The organism is Azoarcus olearius (assembly GCF_001682385.1).
Taxonomy (GTDB): domain Bacteria; phylum Pseudomonadota; class Gammaproteobacteria; order Burkholderiales; family Rhodocyclaceae; genus Azoarcus; species Azoarcus olearius.
In genome coordinates this window covers 555,079-570,770 of sequence record NZ_CP016210.1, presented here as the reverse complement: position 1 = coordinate 570,770, position 15,692 = coordinate 555,079, and the positions used below count along the sequence as shown (strand labels likewise).

Below are 15,692 nucleotides of genomic sequence, written 5' to 3'. Positions count from 1 at the left end.
GCTCCTATGCAGAACGCGCGTGCAGCGCGGAAAAATCGATGTGGCGGGGGCCGGCCTTGCCGGTGAGCTGCTCGGCGAGTTCGCGGCCGAGGGTGGCGCATTCCGCGAGTTCTTCGGCGGTGGGGATGAGCTTGACCTTGACCCCGGGGCGCGGCACCCGCAGCTTGAGCCCGCGCAGGCGGTCCTCGATCAGGCCGACGGCTTCGCCGCTCCAGCCGTAGGAGCCGAAGGCGGCGCCGAACTTGCCACGCACGTTGACCAGCGTGAGCGAGGACAGCAGGTCCCACACCGGCTTGACGGCGTCGCCGTTGATCGTCGGCGAGCCGAACACGAGGCCGTCGGCTTCCTCGATCAGGTCGACAAAGGGCGCGGTCTCGCCGCCGGCGAGGTCGTACAGCGACACGCGCACGCCATCGACGCTCTCCGCGCCCTCGCGCACCGCGTGCGCCATCTGCTGGGTGTTGCCGTAAGCGCTGATGTAGAACACCAGCAGGGTCTTGGCGCGCTCGGCGGCCTCGTTCTGCAATTGCGGCGTGGCGAGCTGGCGGTAGCGCCGCACGTAGGTCTGCGGCGCATCGCGCAGCACCGGCCCGTGGGCCGGGGCGATCAGCCGCAGCGTCAGCGGCTCGACCAGCTTCAGCGCGGTCAGCACGTGCTCGCGGAAGGGCCGCATGATGTGCTGGTAGTAGTAGTCGAACGAGAAGCGGAAGTCGCCGACCTTGTCGTTGAACAGGCGCGGGTCGCAGAAGTGGCAGCCGAACACGTCGCCCGAGAACAGGAAGCCGTCTTCCTCGACCCAGGTGCATTGGGTGTCCGGCCAGTGCAGATAGGGCGTCTGCAGGAAGCGCAGGCTGCGCCCGCCGAGTTCCACCCGCGTCTCGGGCTCGGTGGCGATGATGCGCGCCGGGTCCAGCCCGTCCTTGAGGATGCCCTTGAGCATCGCGAACGCCGGGCGCGAGATGTACAGCGGCGCCTGCGGCGCGGCGCGCAGCAGTTCGGGCAGCGCGCCGGAGTGGTCGGGCTCGAGGTGGTTGAGCACGATGGCCTTGATCTCCTCCGGCCGGCAACAGGACCACAGCCGCTGGAAGAAGACGTCGGCGTACTCCGCCTTGACCGTGTCGACCACCGCCACCCCAGCGGTGCCGCGGATCGCGTAGGCGTTGTAGCTGGTGCCGTTGGCGGTGCGCAGGATGATGTCGAACTGGCGCAGGTCGGGATCGAGCGCGCCCACCCAATGCACGCCGGGGGCAACCGCGACGGCCTTGTCCGGCGGTACCGCGCCGGGCGTGTTCACGACGGACTCGCGACGGCAGGGGGCGGACAGAAGGCGGCCGGGGCGTCGCCATGGCTGCAGCCCTCGGGCACCGGGGCCTCGGGCGCGAGCGCGACGCCCTGCGCCGCGAGCCAGTCGGGCGCGAAGCCGGAACAGCGTGCGTGGCCGATCTCGATCAGCGGGCGGCGGATCAGGATGGGCTCGGCGACGAGGCGCTCGAGCGCGGCTTCGGGGCTGAACGCGGCCGGCACCACCGCGCCGGACTTCACCGCCGGCGCGGCCGGGTTGAACCATTCGGCGACCGGCTTGCGGGCAAGAAAACCGGCCAGGCGCGCGGGCGTCCACGGCTCGGTCAACAGGTCGAGGACCGTCACCTCGCAGCCGGCGTCCTTCAGCAGGCGGATCTGACGGGTATTGGTGGCGCAGCCGGGCTTCCACCAGAAGCGGATCTGCATGGTCGTCGTCACGACATGCTCCTTGCGGTAGGCAGTGCGCGCGCAACGCACCGCGGTGTTGCAGCGGGCCCCTCGCGGCGCCCGCGTCGATCGGTGGTTCTGTGTGGCTTACACGCCGGGACGGGCGACAGTGCCGGTCGTGTTGTATTCCTCGATCAGGTGGATCGGGATGCCGGTCAGCGAGCCGAGCGGGTTCAGCGGATCGCCGATCTCATCGACGATGGCCGCCTCGATCGGACAGATCTCGGCGCACTGGGGCTTGTCGTAGTCGCCCAGGCATTCGGTGCACTTGTCGGGGTCGATGGTGAAGACCGGGTTGCCGGCGCTGATGGCCTTGTTCGGGCACAGCGGCTCACAGGCATAACAGCCCACGCAGACTTCGGTGATTTCCAGTGCCATGTCGTGCCTCTCGCGTTCGTTGGGTGCAGGCGGAAATTGGGTGCGGAACGGTGATGCGGAACCTTCAAGGGGCGGAAAACGGGAGCCCGCGCCCCAGCGCGGGCTCCCCTGCCACCATCAGGCGGCAGCCTTGGCCTCGGCCGGCATGTCGAGCTTGCCGGCGGCGGCCAGCTCGTCATACACGGCGCGGATGGCCTCTTCGATCGGCTCCATCGCGTGCTCGCCGTTGGGCTGGATGCCGGCCTTTTCCAGATCGGCCCAGGGCTCGAAGCCGATCTTGCTGGCGAGCAGCACTTCGACGCCTTCCAGGCTCTTGATGATCTGGCCGAGCACCGTCTCGCCGTCGCCGCAGGATTCGTCGCCCATGCAGTAGGGCGTGCACTTGCGGTGGGTGAGGAAGCGGTGGCTGGTGGGGCCGACCTCGTACACCAGGAACTCGTGGGCGTGGCCGAAGTGCTCGTTCACCAGGCCGCCGCCCTTGCTGGCGATCGCGATGCGGATCGGGCGCGTGGCGGGCTTCTCTTCACCGGCTTCCGGGTTGAACTTGGGCGCGGCCTTGAGCGCGCGCTTCATTTCCAGCTCGGAGGTGATCGCGTCGTGCACCTTGGCGCGCTCGACCATGGCGGCGGCGTAGTCGATCTCCATCTCTTCGATCTTGTCGATGGTGAACTCCGCGCCGCGGTCCTCGCCCAGCAGGCCGACCGCATCGGCGCGGCACTGGCGGCAGTGGCGCATCATCGACATGTCGCCCGAGCAGGAGTCCTGCAGCGCTTCGAGTTCCAGCGGCGTCGGTTCGCGCTGGCCCATGATGCCGAAGTAGGTGCCGTGCTCGGCCTCCGCGATCAGCGGCATCACGTTGTGCAGGAACGCGCCCTTGGCCTTGACGATCTTCGAGACCTCCTTGAGGTGCTCGTCGTTGATGCCGGGGATCATCACCGAGTTGACCTTCACCAGGATGCCGCGCGAGGTCAGCATCTCGAGGCCCTTCTGCTGCTGCTCGATGAGGATCTTCGCGCCTTCGACGCCGAAGATGCGTTTGTTTTCCCAGAAGATCCACGGGTAGATCTTGGCGCCGATCTCAGGGTCCACACAGTTGATGGTGATGGTGACGTGGTCGATGTTGTGCTTGGCCAGTTCATCCACGCTTTCCGGCAGCGACAGGCCGTTGGTGGACACGCACAGCTTGATGTCCGGCGCTTCTTCGGAGAGACGGCGGAAGGTCTCGAAGGTGCGCTCGGGGTTGGCGAGGGGGTCTCCGGGTCCGGCGATGCCGAGCACCGTCATCTGCGGAATCGCCGCGGCGACCGCGAGCGTCTTCTTGACCGCCTGGTCCGGGCTCATCACTTCGGACACGACGCCCGGGCGCGATTCGTTGGAGCAGTCGTACTTGCGGTTGCAGTAGTTGCACTGGATGTTGCAGGCCGGCGCCACCGCGACGTGCATGCGCGCGAAGTAGTGGTGGGCTTCTTCCGAATAACAGGGGTGGTCCTGAACCTTGCTGCGGATGCTGTCCGGCAGGTGGGAGAGCGCGTCGGGCGCGGTCCCACAGCCGCTTGAGCTACAGCCGCCGCCCGAGGACTCGGGCGCGGTATTGCTGATAACCGGGAGTTCCATTGTCGATCCCCTTTAGCGAAGTCTTACGCGGATGACTTTCGCAAGCCCCGTGCCAGCCGCAAGCAGGGAATCAGGCCATTGAAAACACAGGACTTATTCTTTTTTCGCGACGCTTTTTTGTCGGCTACGTCACAGCCCGCCGTGTGCGACTCCGCACAAGCGGCCGCCCGCGCCGGGCGACGCATTGCCGCGGCCGGTGGATGCCGCCTAAGATGCGGCCACCCGTACCGCATGCACCGTCGGCATGAAGACATGACGTCAGACTGGCCGGACGGCGCGGCGCTGCGGCCCATCCGATTGCATACCCACCCCTGCAGGAGACCCAGATGCCCTTCGCCAAGACTGTTGCCGCCCTCGCGCTTGCCGCCTGCGCCACCCACGCCCTCGCCGCCGACCGCGCCACCGCCGAACTGATCGACCGCCAGGGCAAGGCGATCGGCACCGCCACGCTGACCGAAGGCCCGGCGGGCGTGCTCATCCATGTCTCGGCCAAGGGGCTGGCGGCGGGTCCCAAGGGTATCCACATCCACAGCGTCGGCACCTGCGAGGACGCGGACAAGGGCTTCGTCGCCTCCAAGGGCCACCTCAACCCCACCGGCAAGAAGCACGGCCTGCTGAACCCCGAAGGGCCGGATGCGGGCGACCTGCCGGTGATCTTCGTCCACGCCGACGGCAGCGTCGAAGCCGAGCTGTACACCCCGCTCGCCAGCATCAAGGGTGCGGGCGAGCGCGCCGCGCTGCTGGATGCCGACGGCGCCGCGCTGGTGATCCATGAAAGCCGCGACGACCACAGCACCCAGCCGATCGGCGGCGCCGGCGCGCGCATCGCCTGCGGCGTGGTGAAGGGCGAGTGAGCCCACGGCGGCGCCCCTGCCGCGCCGCCGCCGTGCTGCTGGCCGCGCTGCTGACGGGGCCGGCGACGGCGGCGCCGGGCGCTGCGCTCGGCGCGCGCGGCATCGGCCCGCTGCAACTGGGCGCGCCCCTGCAGGCCGCCGCCGCGCAGGCGCTGCCGCTCGATCCGGCGGCGGCGCTGGTCGGCCCCGGCTGCGACAGCCGCGACCAGGTCACGATCCGGGTGCGCAGCGCCGGCGTCGACTTCGAGGTGATGGCGATGGCGCGCGACGACGGCCGCATCGAGGAAGTGATCGCGCTGCCGCAACCGGCCAGCGCCCCGGCGGCCGACGCCCCTGCCTGCCGCGCCCGGGTAGCGGACCTCGCCGCCCGGCTCGCCCCCGCGCTCGGCCAGTCCCGCCGCGAGAGCCACGAGCGCAAGCCGGTTTCCGAAGAGTTCCAGTTCCACTTTCCCGGCGCCGCCCGAGCCGTGGCGCGCTGGTTTCCCGGCGGGCGCAGCTGCGACCTCGCCCTCGTCTTCAACCTGCCCTGAGCCGGCCCTGCCCGCCCACGCCATCATGCGCCCGAACGCCCCTCGCCTTTCCACCCCCCTCCGCCGCACCGCGGCCATCCTGTGCCTGGCTGCCTGCGGCAGTGCCGGCGCGGTGGCCGATCTCGGCGCCATCGCCGCCGCAGCCGATATCGACGACATCTCCGCACCGTGCCGCGCACTGCCCGCCGCGCTGGAACCGGCGCTGGCGCGCGCCGAAATGACGCAGCAGCTCGCCGCCTACCAGCAGTTGTCCGAAGAAGCGCTGGCGATGCGCGCCGAGGCGATCCGCCTGTTCCACGCGCTGAAGGCGCGCAGCGCGCGCGGCGAGGCGCTGAGCGGCGCCGACCTGCAGCGCCTGCATGCGGGCGCCGCCGCGCTGCTGGCGCAGCGCCGCAGCCTGCTGCAGACCGCATTCGCGCACGAATGCTGGCTGGACGCGCCGGCCGCCACCGATCCGGCGCTCGCCGCAGTGCAGCACGCCGGCATCCTGATGTCGCTGGCGGCCGCGCTGACGCTGTACGACAACTACCTGCTGGCGATCTCGCTCTACCAGGACGACAGCGTCCTGCGCCTGAAGCTGAACCGCGGCGACCGCGGCTTTGCGCTCGACCGCGGCGAACTGGACCGCATCACGCGCGCCTTCGCATCGCCGGAAAACCGCCGCCGCGTGCGCCGCGGCATCGACTGGTTCGAGCGCAACCGCAGCACCGCCAGCGCGGAGGCGATCGACGGCAGCGCCTATCTCGGCGCGCTGATCGCGCAGAGTCCGTCCTACCAGATGGTGCGCGAAGCCAGCCCGCTGGCCGAGCTGGGCGCGCATTTCGGCATCTTCCGCGTCGCCACCGCCGACACCCTCGCGACGCTGCGCGACGAAAGCCTCAACCTCTACAGCCTGCTGTTCGGCAATACGGTCGGGCTGGTGGAGACCCGCCGCGGCAAGCTCGACCGCCGCGCCGACGTGGAAGCGCGCGTCGCCGGCACGCTGCGCGCCGGGGACATCCTGCTGGAGAAGACGCCCTTCCGGCTGACCGACACCTTCATCCCCGGCCATTGGGGCCACGCCGCGATCTGGGTGGGCGACGAGGCCGAACTGCGCGCGCTCGGCATCTGGGAGCACCCGCTGGTGCAGGCGCATGCGGCGCAGATCCGCGCCGGACGCGGCGTGGTGGAGGCGCTGCGCTCCGGCGTGGAGATGAACCCGCTGGCGAACTTCCTCAACATCGACGATCTCGCCGTGCTGCGCGCGGACACCATGACGCCGGAAGGGCGCGTGGCCGTGGTGCTGCAGGCGCTGCGCCAGGTCGGCAAGGCCTACGACTTCAACTTCGACGCCGAGAGCACCCAGCGCGTGTTCTGTTCCAAGCTGGTGTACCTCGCCTACGGCGACATGCAGTGGCCCACCGCGCGCATCTTCGGCCGCGTCACCGTAAGCCCGGACAACATCGCCGCGCGCGCGACCGGCGACGGTCCGCTGAGCGTGGCGCTGCTGTACCACGAGGGCGAAGAAGTGAGCCGGGCGCCACGCGCGCTGATGGAAAAGCTGGTGCCGCCGGCCGCGCCCAGCCTGGCGCGCAGCGAGGCCACGCTGCGCTGACCGGGCGGCACCGCGCCGGCCGCCCGGCGCGGTGCGCGGCGGATCAGATCTGCCGCACCTTGATGTTGAGCGTCTGGATGCGATAAGCGATCTGGCGCGGGGTCATGCCCAGCAGACGCGCCGCCTTGGCCTGCACCCAGCCGGCCTGCTCCAGCGCCGCGATCACCCGCTCGCGCTCGTCCAGCCCCGGGTCGTCCAGATCCACCGTGCCGCCGCCACCGCGCAGCGGCGTCACCCGCTCCTCGATGCCGGAGATCAGGATCAGGTCGCGGTCGATGGTGCCGTCCTCGCTCATCACCGCCGCGCGCTCGATGCAGTTCTCGAGTTCGCGCACATTGCCCGGCCAGGCGTGGTGCAGCAGGATGCGCAGCGCGCTGTCGGTGATCGACAGCGGCCGGCCCTGCTGGCCCGACACCTTCTCGACCAGGAAGCGGGCGATTTCCGGGATGTCCTCCACGCGCTCGCGCAGCGGCGGCAGCATGATCGGCATCACGTTGAGGCGGTAGTACAGGTCCTCGCGGAACTTGCCCGCTTCGACCTCCAGTTCGAGGTCGCGGTTGGTCGCCGCGATCACCCGCACATCCACCCGCAGCGTGCGCGCGCCGCCGACGCGTTCCAGTTCGCCCTCCTGCAGCACGCGCAGCAGCTTGGCCTGGAACGAGGCCGAGATTTCGCCGATTTCATCGAGGAACAGGGTGCCGCCGTCGGCCATCTCGAAGCGGCCCTTGCGCTGCGTCAGGGCGCCGGTGAAGGCGCCCTTTTCGTGGCCGAAGAGTTCGGACTCGAGCAGGTTCTCCGGCAGCGCCGCACAGTTGAGCTTGACGAAGGGGCCGGCCGCGCGCGGCGAGTTGTAGTGGATCGCCTGCGCGATGAGTTCCTTGCCGGTGCCGGTTTCGCCGCGCACCAGCACCGTGGTGTTCCACTTCGCCACCTGGCGGATCTGCTCGAACACCTGGCGCATGCGCTGGGTGTGGCCGACGATGTTGTCGAAGCCGAAGCGGTTGCGCACGGTGCGGCGCAGGTTGTCGCGTTCCTCGGCGATGTCGCGGCGTTCCTGCCGCACCTGACAGGACAGCCGCACCGTCTGCCCGACCAGGTTGGCCACCATCTCGGCGAAATGCGCGTAGTCGTCCAGGTGCTCGCGGCTGGTGGGCGAGGGCTGCAGCGCGAGCACGCCCACGGTTTCGTGCCCGGCGCGGATCGGCGCGCCGATGAAGGGCGCCTCGCCGTCGAACAGGCCGCGCCGCGACAGGAAGTTGGGGTCGTCCGCGAGGCGCGCGACCACCAGCGGGCGCGAACGCTGCTGAGTGGAACCGATCACGCCTTCGCCGGAGCGCCAGCGGATGTCAGGGTCGATCGGCGCATCGACGCCATGCAGCGCGGAAATCGCCATGGATTCGCCATCGGGCTCGTTGAGCGTGACCAGCGCGCGGTTGAAGCCGCACTCCTCGTCGAGCACGCGCAGTACTTCGGACAGGGTTTCGCGCAGCTCGAGCGAGCGCGACAGCACACGGCTGACGCGGTACAGCGCCTCCAGCGTGGCCTCCAGCCAGGCGACGCGCTCCTCGGCGGCGGGCATCGGACCGGCCGCGCTCATCGACCGCCCTCCAGGTCGAGCGGGGCCGAGCGCAGCGCCGGAAAGCTGATGCGCAGGCGGCAGCCGCCGCTGTACTCCGGGTCGATCTCGAGCATGCCGCGATGGCGGGTGACGATTTCCTGCGCCAGCGACAGGCCGACGCCGCGGCCGGCGGCGCGCGCCTTCTTGGTCGAAAAGAAGGGCTCGAACACTTTCAGCCGCAAGGCTTCGGGTATGCCGGGACCGGTATCGGTCACCTCCACGTCGACCTGGCCGTTCTGGGTGGACGTGCGCAGCACCAGCGCGCGCTCCTTCCAGCCGCGCACGTTCATCGCCTCGATCGCGTTGGAGACGAGCTGGCGGAACAGCGTGCGCAGCGCCGTGGGGTCGCCCTGCACGGTGGGCAGCACGTGGGCCGGATGCCAATCGACGGTGATGCCCGCCGACAGCAGCGCGTCGGTTTCGAGCATCAGCACGTCGCGCAGCACTTCATTGAGGTTGACCGGGCCGGAGGGCTCCTCGGGCTCGGGCGGCATCGCCGCCTGCAGCGTGGCGATCGCCTCCTCGCCGGCGCGCTGCGCCTCGGACAGCGCACGCGCCAGCGGGTCGCTGCCGGCGCCGGGACCGGCACGGCGGCGCTGCAGCCCGGCGGCGGCGGAGATCAGGTTGACCGGGCCCTGCAACTGGAACACCGCGCCCGCGAGCGCCTCGCGCAGGCTCTGGTTGAGTTCGCCCTCGGACAGCATCGCGCGCATCGCGGCGAGGCGCAGCGCCTCCTGTTGGCGCTTCGACGCACTGATATCGTGCATCACCAGCAGCATGTAGTCGGAACAGCCGTCGCCATAAAACGCGTCCGGACTGGTGTGATGTTCCTCGAACCACGACAGCGAACAGGCATACCAGCGCGGCTCGCCACCGGCGCGGTCGAACCGCACCTCCTGGTTGAGCAGCGCGCGGCGGCTGGCAAAGGCCTTTTCGAAGCTGTCGCCGAGGTTGTGGCGCAGCGACTCGATCACCGCATGCGCCGGCTCGTCGACCTTCATCTCGGCAACGATGCGCTTGTAGGCCGGATTGTCGAGCACCACCCGGCCGTCGACGTCGAGCAGCGCCACCGCCACCGGCGCGACCGAAATCACCGATTCGATCAGCTGCTTGTGGTTGGCGAGCTGGCGCGACAGCCGGTGTTCCTCGGTGGCATCCCAGTGCATGCCGAGGTAGTTGATGTCCTCGTCCTCATGCTCCGGCGTCTTCAGCGGCGTCACGGTGAGTTCGGCCACATAGGGCGAGCCGTCGCGGCGGCGGTTGAGCAGGCGCCCGGTCCACGAACGGCCTTTTTTCAGCGCGCCCCACAGTTCCTGGTAGACCACCTTGGGGGTGGATTTGTATGACAGCAGCGATTGCTTGTGGCCGACCACCTCGTGCGCGGCGTAGCCGGTGATCGCACAGAACGCGGGGTTCACATAGAGGATGTTGGCGTGCTGGTCGGTGATCGAGATCGCGATCGCCGACTGCTCCACGGCGTAGTGGAAGATCGCGTCGGCGAAGATGGTGGGCGTTGGTACGGGTGCGGGCATGATGATCTCGTGCATTGCGGGCCACCCGTCCTGTAGCAAGCGTTGTGCCAAATGCGACATTTGTTCGCACCGCCACGGTGCGTCGGCGACAGCGCCCATCCTCGCCTCCGACCTGACGTCGAACACCCGGATACATCGCTGGATGCACGTGGCGCCAGCACGTAAACGGGGCGTAAACAGCCACGAACCGTACATTTGTGCGAATTGCGACAAAGCCGCCGGGGATGACGCACTCGGCACACCCAAACCCGCGGTACGCAGCGCACCATTTCTTTTTATTCAACAACTTGCGTCGAAAATCAGCGTGGCACGCGTTCTGCAAAGTGCTCCCCACACCCATGCATTGGGCGAGTGAGGAAAGCGATGAGCGAATGGTTGATGCTGCTGCTGGGGACCGCCCTGGTAAATAACGTGGTGCTGGTCAAGTTCCTGGGCCTGTGCCCCTTCATGGGGGTGTCCAAGAAGGTCGACAGCGCGATCGGCATGGGCATGGCCACCACTTTCGTGCTGACGCTCGCAAGCGCGCTGACCTGGCTGATCGAACACTTCCTGCTGGTGCCGTTCGACTTCGGCTACCTGCGCATCCTGTCCTTCATCCTGGTGATCGCGGCGACGGTGCAGTTCGTCGAGATGGTCATCAAGAAGACCGCGCCCGACCTCTACAAGGTGCTGGGCATCTACCTGCCGCTGATCACCACCAACTGCGCGGTGCTCGGCGTCGCGCTGCTCAATGCCGGCGAAGGCGCCGGCTTCGTCCGCAGCGTGCTGTACGGCTTCGGCTCGGCGCTCGGCTTCACGATGGTGATGGTGCTGTTCGCCGGCCTGCGCGAACGCCTTGCCCTCACCTCGGTGCCGGCGGCCTTCTCCGGCGCGCCGATCAGCTTCATCACCGCCGGCCTGCTGTCGCTCGCCTTCATGGGCTTTGCCGGCCTCACCAACCACTGAATCCCGGGAGCACGAAGATGTTGATCGCAGTTACCAGCGTCGCCCTGATCGGGGCCTTCTGTGGCGTCGCGCTCGGCGTCGCGGCGCGCCGCTTCTACGTCGAGCCCGACAGCGCGGTGGCGGAAATCGAAGCCATGATGCCCGGCTCCCAGTGCGGCCAGTGCGGCTTCCCGGGCTGTGCGGGCGCGGCCGCGGCGATCGTCGCCGGCGAGGCCCCGGTCACCTGTTGCCCGCCGGGCGGCAAGGCGCTCGCCGTCGCCCTGGCCGAAAAGCTCGGCATCACGGTCGATACCTCGGGCATGAGCGACGACGGCCCCCGGATCGCCGGCGTCACCGAGGAAATCTGCATCGGCTGCACCAAGTGCTACAAGTCCTGCCCCACCGACGCCATCCTCGGCGCGGTCAAGCAGGTCCACACCGTGATCCGCGACGCCTGCACCGGCTGCGCCAAGTGCGAGGACGTCTGCCCCACGGGCGCGATCACGCTGTCGCCCATCCCGGTCACCCAGCAGAGCTGGGTGTGGCCCAAGCCTGTCGCCGCCTGAGGATACGAACATGGGCTCGCCCTCCATTCCGCCCCTTGCCCGTCTCGCCCGCCTGCTCAATCCCTGGGGCGTGCACCCCGAAGGCCGCAAGCAACTCACCGCCGACACCGAGATCGCGCTGGTGCCGCTGCCGGACCGCCTGGTGCTGCCGCTCAGCCAGCACATCGGCGCGCCCGCGCGGCCCATCGTCGAGGTCGGCACCCGGGTGCTGCGCAACCAGTTGCTGGCCGAAGCGCAGGGCGCAATCTCGGCGCCGATCCACGCCCCGACCTCGGGCATCGTGGTCGGCATCGCCGAAGTGCCGGTGCCCCATCCCTCCGGCCTGCCCGGGCCGGCGATCCTGCTCGAGCCGGATGGCGCCGATGAGGCGCTGCCGGCCGAGCACAACGACCCGTTTGCGCTCAGCGCCGCCGAGATTTCCCGCCGCGTCGCCGAGGCCGGCATCGTCGGCATGGGCGGCGCCACCTTCCCGGCGGCGGTCAAGCTGTCGCTCGGCCAGAAGACCGCGATCCCGACGCTGATCCTCAACGGCGGCGAATGCGAACCCTACCTGACTTGTGACGACCGCCTGATGCGCGACCGCGCCAATCAGGTGATCGACGGCGCGCGCATCATCCTGCACGCGATGGGCGGCCGCGAGGTGCTGATCGGTGTCGAGAACAACAAGCCGGAGGCGATCGCGGCGCTGGAAGCCGCGGCCGGCGCGTTCCCCGAGGTGAAGGTGGTGGCGGTGCCCAGCCGCTACCCGATGGGCTCGGAGAAGCAGCTGATCGAATGGCTTACCGGGCGCGAGATTCCCGCCGGCGGGCGCCCCGCCGACATCGGCGTGATGGTGCAGAACGTCGGCACCGCGGCGGCCATCCACCGCGCGATCCGCTTCGGCGAGCCGCTGACGCGCCGCATCGTCACCGTGTCCGGCGGCGCGGTGCGCACCCCGCGCAACGTCGAAGTCCGCATCGGCACGCCCTTGTCGGCGCTGCTGGCCTTCTGCGGCGGCCTCAAGGCCGAGGCGGTGCGCTATGTGATGGGCGGCCCGATGATGGGCCTCGCGGTCCAGTCGCTGGAGATTCCGGTCATCAAGGGCAGCGGTGGCCTGCTCGCGCTGGTCGCGGGCGAAGTCGGCAGCTACGGCACCGAGGACACCAGCGCCGGCCCCTGCATCCGCTGCGCCTCCTGCGTCGGCGCCTGCCCGATCGGCCTGATGCCGCTCGACATGGCCGCGCTGATCAAGCACGGCGACCTCGCCGCCTCGGTCGATATCGGCCTCAAGGACTGCATCGGCTGCGGCACCTGCTCCTACGTCTGCCCGAGCAAGATTCCGCTGGTGCATTACTTCAACCACGCCAAGGGCGAACTCGCCGCGCAGGATCGCAACAAGATGAAGCAGGACGCGATCAAGCAGCTGGCCGATGCACGCACCGCGCGCATGGAACAGGAAGCGCGCGAGAAGGCCGAGGCCGCCGCGCGCCGCAAGGCCGAACGTGAAAAGGCCAAGGCCGAAGCCGCCGCCAAGGCCGCTGCCAAGAAGGCCGCCGCACCCGCACCCGCCAGCGAAGAGAGCCCAGCATGAACGCGATTTCCTCCCCCCACGCCCACGGCGCGCGCAAGGTCGGCCGGGTCATGACGCTGGTGATGCTGGCGCTGGTGCCCGCCACGCTGGCCGGCTTCTGGCGCTTCGGCTGGCCCGCCGTCTACCTGTGGCTGGTCACGCTGCTCTCCTGTCTGCTGGCCGAAGCCTTCTCGACCCGCATCCGCGGCATCGACACCCGGCGCGCACTGTTCGACGGCTCCGCGGTGCTCACCGGCTGGCTGCTCGCGCTGTCGCTGCCGCCGTGGGCGCCGTGGTGGATCGGCGCGCTGGGCGGTGCGTTCGCGATCATCGTCACCAAGCACCTGTTCGGCGGCCTCGGCCAGAACCTGTTCAACCCGGCGATGGCCGCCCGCGTGATGCTGCTGATCTCGTTTCCGGTGGAAATGACGCAGTGGCTGCTGCCCACGCCGGAGACGCTGCCGGGCGCGATCGAGGCGCTGTCGATCACCTTCGGCGCCGGGGTGCCCGACGCGATGAGCAGCGCCTCGCTGCTCGGCCACGTCAAGAGCGAGGCCACCAAGGGCATCCTGCTCGGCCAGTCGCTGACCGGCCACTACTCGGCCGCCGCGTTCGGCCTCGGCGACCGCCAGGGCAGCCTGGGCGAAACCAGCGCCTTGCTGCTGCTCGCCGGCGGCGTCTTCCTGATCTTCCAGCGCATCATCACCGCCCGCATCCCGCTCGCCTTCCTGGCCGGCGTCGCAGCGCCCGCGGCGCTCGCCAGCGCGATCGCGCCGGACCTGTACCTCGGCCCGCTGACCCATCTGCTGTCGGGCGGCGTGATGCTCGCGGCCTTCTTCATCGCCACCGACTACGTCACCTCGCCGAGCACGCCGCTCGGACAGTGGATCTTCGGTATCGGCTGCGGACTGCTCACCTGGATCATCCGCACCTGGGGTGCCTACCCCGAAGGCATCGCGTTCGCGGTGATGCTGATGAATGCCACCGCGCCGCTGATCGACCAATACACCCGGCCGCGCATCTTCGGCCGCAGCCGCGACGGTCGCGCGCTGAATCCCGCCGAATCCCGCTGACATCAAGGCGCGCACCATGGACATCGCCAAGCAATTCGACACCCTCTGGTACCAGGGCGCCTCGCTCGCCGCGGTCGCCCTGATCACCGGCGCCGCGCTCGCGGTGGCCTACCAGAGCGCCGCTCCGCGCATCGCCGAAGCGCAGATGCGCAAGACCCAGGCCGCGCTGGCCGAAGTGCTGCCGCCGGGCAGCTTCGACAACGACCTGATGGCCGACACCGTCACGATCAAGGACGCCGCCGGGCGCGAGATCAAGGTCTATCGCGCACGCAAAGCCGGCGCGGTCACCGGCGTCGTGTTCGGGATGGAGAACAAGGGCTATTCCGGCACCATCAAGCTGGTGATGGGCATCGATCTCGACGGTCGCCTGACCGGCGTGCGCGTCACCGGCCACACCGAAACGCCGGGGCTGGGCGACAAGATCGAACTCGCCAAGACGCCTTGGGTGCTCGGCTTCAACGGCAAGTCGCTGGACGATCCCGCACCCGCGCTGTGGGCGGTAAAGAAGGACGGCGGGGTGTTCGACCAGTTCGCCGGCGCCACCATCACCCCGCGCGCCGTGGTCGGCGCAGTCAAGCGCGGACTCGAACTCTACACCGGCAACCGCGAGGCGATGATCGCCGACGGCGCCCCCCGATCCTGAGGAGAATGTCATGAGCGAAGCCTGCGCAAGCGCGGCCGCCGACGGCGGCGCCCAGCCCGCCCCGAGCGGTCCGTCTTATGCCAGCCTGATCAAGGACGGCTTGTGGTCCAACAACCCGGTGCTGGCGCAGATGATCGCGCTGTGCCCCACCCTGGCGGTGACCAGCAGCGCGACCAACGGGCTTGGCATGGGACTGGCCACCACGGCCGTGCTGATCCTGTCGAACATGCTGATTTCCTCGATCCGCAACTTCGTCAGCCCCAATGTGCGCATTCCGGTGTTCGTCGTCGTCATTGCGACGCTGGTCAGCCTGATCGACATGAGCATGAATGCCTGGATGTACGAGCTGTACCAGGTGCTGGGCCTGTTCATCGCGCTGATCGTCGTCAACTGCGCCATCCTCGGCCGCGCCGAGGCTTTCGCGTCCCAGAACCCGGTGCTGTCGTCCGCGGTGGATGGTCTCGGCATGGGGCTGGGCTTCACCGCCACGCTGGTGGTGCTCGGCGGCATCCGCGAAATCCTCGGCAGCGGCACGCTGTTCGCCGGCGCCAGCAACATGCTCGGCAGCCAGTTCGCGTTTCTCGAACTGACGCTGATCCCCGGCTACAAGGGCTTCCTGATGATGATCCTGCCGCCCGGCGCATTCTTCGTCATCGGTTGCCTGATCGCCGCCCACCGGGTGCTGTCGCAGCGGGCCGAACGCCGCGCGGCAGCGGCCTCCGGCGCCGACACCGCCCCCGCCTGATCCGCTACGAGGACCCCATCATGCGCATCGGAGTTGCGTACGCCGACGTCGCCCAGCCAGTCTGGCTGAAGATCGACGTTCCCGACACCGCCACCGTGCAGGAGGCGATCGAGATCTCGGGCATCCTGAAGGCCTTTCCGCAGATCGACCTGGGCACCCAGAAGGTCGGCATCTTCGGCAAGCTCGCCAAGCTCGATGCACCGCTGAAGCCGGGCGACCGGGTCGAGATCTACCGCCCGATCATCTGCGACCCGAGCCAGGTGCCGCGCAAGAACGGTTCGGACGACGACGAGGACGAATGAGCGCGGGGCGCGGCGCCGGCT

16 protein-coding genes are annotated in these 15,692 nt (G+C 69.2%); 10 read left to right on the top strand and 6 right to left on the bottom strand.

Annotated elements, in window-relative coordinates:
- Positions 1-4: 4 nt before the first annotated feature.
- The 4 genes from dqs_RS02650 to nifB all read right to left on the bottom strand — a co-directional run bounded on the left by dqs_RS02650 (position 5) and on the right by nifB (position 3,741).
- Entirely contained in the window at positions 5-1,294 is a 1,290-nt protein-coding gene (locus tag dqs_RS02650; protein WP_065339579.1) for an FprA family A-type flavoprotein, read from the bottom strand.
- The gene (locus tag dqs_RS02645; protein ID WP_011764260.1) at positions 1,291-1,740 is read right to left on the bottom strand and encodes a thioredoxin domain-containing protein; all 450 of its coding nucleotides are present in this window, start codon (positions 1,738-1,740) and stop codon (positions 1,291-1,293) included. The genes dqs_RS02650 and dqs_RS02645 overlap by 4 nt, the downstream gene beginning before the upstream one ends.
- A gap of 96 nt (positions 1,741-1,836) precedes the next feature.
- Positions 1,837-2,127, bottom strand: a complete 291-nt coding sequence (locus dqs_RS02640) for a YfhL family 4Fe-4S dicluster ferredoxin (RefSeq protein WP_011764259.1) — start codon at positions 2,125-2,127, stop codon at positions 1,837-1,839.
- Positions 2,128-2,244: 117 nt separating this feature from the next.
- Positions 2,245-3,741, bottom strand: coding sequence for a nitrogenase cofactor biosynthesis protein NifB (gene nifB, locus dqs_RS02635; RefSeq protein ID WP_011764258.1), 1,497 nt, complete (start codon positions 3,739-3,741; stop codon positions 2,245-2,247).
- 326 nt (positions 3,742-4,067) lie between these two features.
- On the opposite strand from nifB, the gene dqs_RS02630 reads away from it, so the two are divergent.
- From dqs_RS02630 to dqs_RS02620, 3 genes are read left to right on the top strand one after another with little or no spacing between them, the layout of a single operon-like run.
- Complete coding sequence (locus tag dqs_RS02630) at positions 4,068-4,595, top strand: superoxide dismutase family protein (RefSeq protein WP_011764257.1); 528 nt, start codon at positions 4,068-4,070, stop codon at positions 4,593-4,595.
- Positions 4,592-5,125 (top strand): hypothetical protein, encoded by a 534-nt coding sequence (locus dqs_RS02625; RefSeq protein WP_065339578.1) that lies wholly within the window; start codon positions 4,592-4,594, stop codon positions 5,123-5,125. Before dqs_RS02630 ends, dqs_RS02625 begins: the two co-directional genes overlap by 4 nt.
- Positions 5,126-5,150: 25 nt before the next feature.
- Positions 5,151-6,719 (top strand): YiiX/YebB-like N1pC/P60 family cysteine hydrolase, encoded by a 1,569-nt coding sequence (locus tag dqs_RS02620; protein ID WP_065339577.1) that lies wholly within the window; start codon positions 5,151-5,153, stop codon positions 6,717-6,719.
- Between the two features lie 43 nt (positions 6,720-6,762).
- Here dqs_RS02620 and nifA read toward each other — a convergent pair whose 3' ends face one another.
- Together nifA and nifL are read right to left on the bottom strand one after the other, a co-directional pair.
- Complete coding sequence (nifA, locus tag dqs_RS02615; protein ID WP_011764254.1) at positions 6,763-8,316, bottom strand: nif-specific transcriptional activator NifA; 1,554 nt, start codon at positions 8,314-8,316, stop codon at positions 6,763-6,765.
- On the bottom strand, positions 8,313-9,869 hold the full coding sequence (nifL, locus tag dqs_RS02610; protein WP_065341618.1) for a nitrogen fixation negative regulator NifL: 1,557 nt from the start codon (positions 9,867-9,869) through the stop codon (positions 8,313-8,315). The genes nifA and nifL overlap by 4 nt, the downstream gene beginning before the upstream one ends.
- A gap of 363 nt (positions 9,870-10,232) precedes the next feature.
- Between nifL and rsxA the strand changes: the two genes are divergently transcribed.
- From rsxA to dqs_RS02575, 7 genes are read left to right on the top strand one after another with little or no spacing between them, the layout of a single operon-like run.
- On the top strand, positions 10,233-10,814 hold the full coding sequence (gene rsxA, locus dqs_RS02605; RefSeq protein ID WP_011764252.1) for an electron transport complex subunit RsxA: 582 nt from the start codon (positions 10,233-10,235) through the stop codon (positions 10,812-10,814).
- 17 nt (positions 10,815-10,831) lie between these two features.
- On the top strand, positions 10,832-11,359 hold the full coding sequence (locus dqs_RS02600) for an RnfABCDGE type electron transport complex subunit B (protein ID WP_011764251.1): 528 nt from the start codon (positions 10,832-10,834) through the stop codon (positions 11,357-11,359).
- Between the two features lie 10 nt (positions 11,360-11,369).
- Positions 11,370-12,929 (top strand): electron transport complex subunit RsxC, encoded by a 1,560-nt coding sequence (gene rsxC / locus dqs_RS02595; RefSeq protein WP_065339576.1) that lies wholly within the window; start codon positions 11,370-11,372, stop codon positions 12,927-12,929.
- Positions 12,926-13,981: an RnfABCDGE type electron transport complex subunit D gene (locus tag dqs_RS02590; protein ID WP_011764249.1), complete on the top strand. Its 1,056-nt coding sequence runs from the start codon at positions 12,926-12,928 to the stop codon at positions 13,979-13,981. Before rsxC ends, dqs_RS02590 begins: the two co-directional genes overlap by 4 nt.
- 16 nt (positions 13,982-13,997) lie before the next feature.
- Positions 13,998-14,624: an electron transport complex subunit RsxG gene (rsxG, locus tag dqs_RS02585; RefSeq protein WP_065339575.1), complete on the top strand. Its 627-nt coding sequence runs from the start codon at positions 13,998-14,000 to the stop codon at positions 14,622-14,624.
- Between the two features lie 10 nt (positions 14,625-14,634).
- Positions 14,635-15,369 carry an electron transport complex subunit E gene (locus dqs_RS02580; protein ID WP_084018171.1) on the top strand — a complete coding sequence of 245 codons (735 nt, stop codon included), beginning with the start codon at positions 14,635-14,637 and terminating at the stop codon, positions 15,367-15,369.
- 20 nt (positions 15,370-15,389) lie between these two features.
- The gene (locus dqs_RS02575) at positions 15,390-15,671 is read left to right on the top strand and encodes an RnfH family protein (protein ID WP_011764246.1); all 282 of its coding nucleotides are present in this window, start codon (positions 15,390-15,392) and stop codon (positions 15,669-15,671) included.
- Positions 15,672-15,692 lie beyond the last annotated feature (21 nt).

Coding starts and splice junctions, on each gene's coding strand:
- dqs_RS02640 (WP_011764259.1), bottom strand. CDS start 2,127: ATGGCACTGGAAATCACCGAAGTCTGCGTGGGCTGTTATGCCTGTGAG.
- nifB (WP_011764258.1), bottom strand. CDS start 3,741: ATGGAACTCCCGGTTATCAGCAATACCGCGCCCGAGTCCTCGGGCGGC.
- dqs_RS02630 (WP_011764257.1), top strand. CDS start 4,068: ATGCCCTTCGCCAAGACTGTTGCCGCCCTCGCGCTTGCCGCCTGCGCC.
- dqs_RS02620 (WP_065339577.1), top strand. CDS start 5,151: ATGCGCCCGAACGCCCCTCGCCTTTCCACCCCCCTCCGCCGCACCGCG.
- nifA (WP_011764254.1), bottom strand. CDS start 8,316: ATGAGCGCGGCCGGTCCGATGCCCGCCGCCGAGGAGCGCGTCGCCTGG.
- nifL (WP_065341618.1), bottom strand. CDS start 9,869: ATGCCCGCACCCGTACCAACGCCCACCATCTTCGCCGACGCGATCTTC.
- rsxA (WP_011764252.1), top strand. CDS start 10,233: ATGAGCGAATGGTTGATGCTGCTGCTGGGGACCGCCCTGGTAAATAAC.
- dqs_RS02600 (WP_011764251.1), top strand. CDS start 10,832: ATGTTGATCGCAGTTACCAGCGTCGCCCTGATCGGGGCCTTCTGTGGC.
- rsxC (WP_065339576.1), top strand. CDS start 11,370: ATGGGCTCGCCCTCCATTCCGCCCCTTGCCCGTCTCGCCCGCCTGCTC.
- dqs_RS02590 (WP_011764249.1), top strand. CDS start 12,926: ATGAACGCGATTTCCTCCCCCCACGCCCACGGCGCGCGCAAGGTCGGC.
- rsxG (WP_065339575.1), top strand. CDS start 13,998: ATGGACATCGCCAAGCAATTCGACACCCTCTGGTACCAGGGCGCCTCG.
- dqs_RS02580 (WP_084018171.1), top strand. CDS start 14,635: ATGAGCGAAGCCTGCGCAAGCGCGGCCGCCGACGGCGGCGCCCAGCCC.
- dqs_RS02575 (WP_011764246.1), top strand. CDS start 15,390: ATGCGCATCGGAGTTGCGTACGCCGACGTCGCCCAGCCAGTCTGGCTG.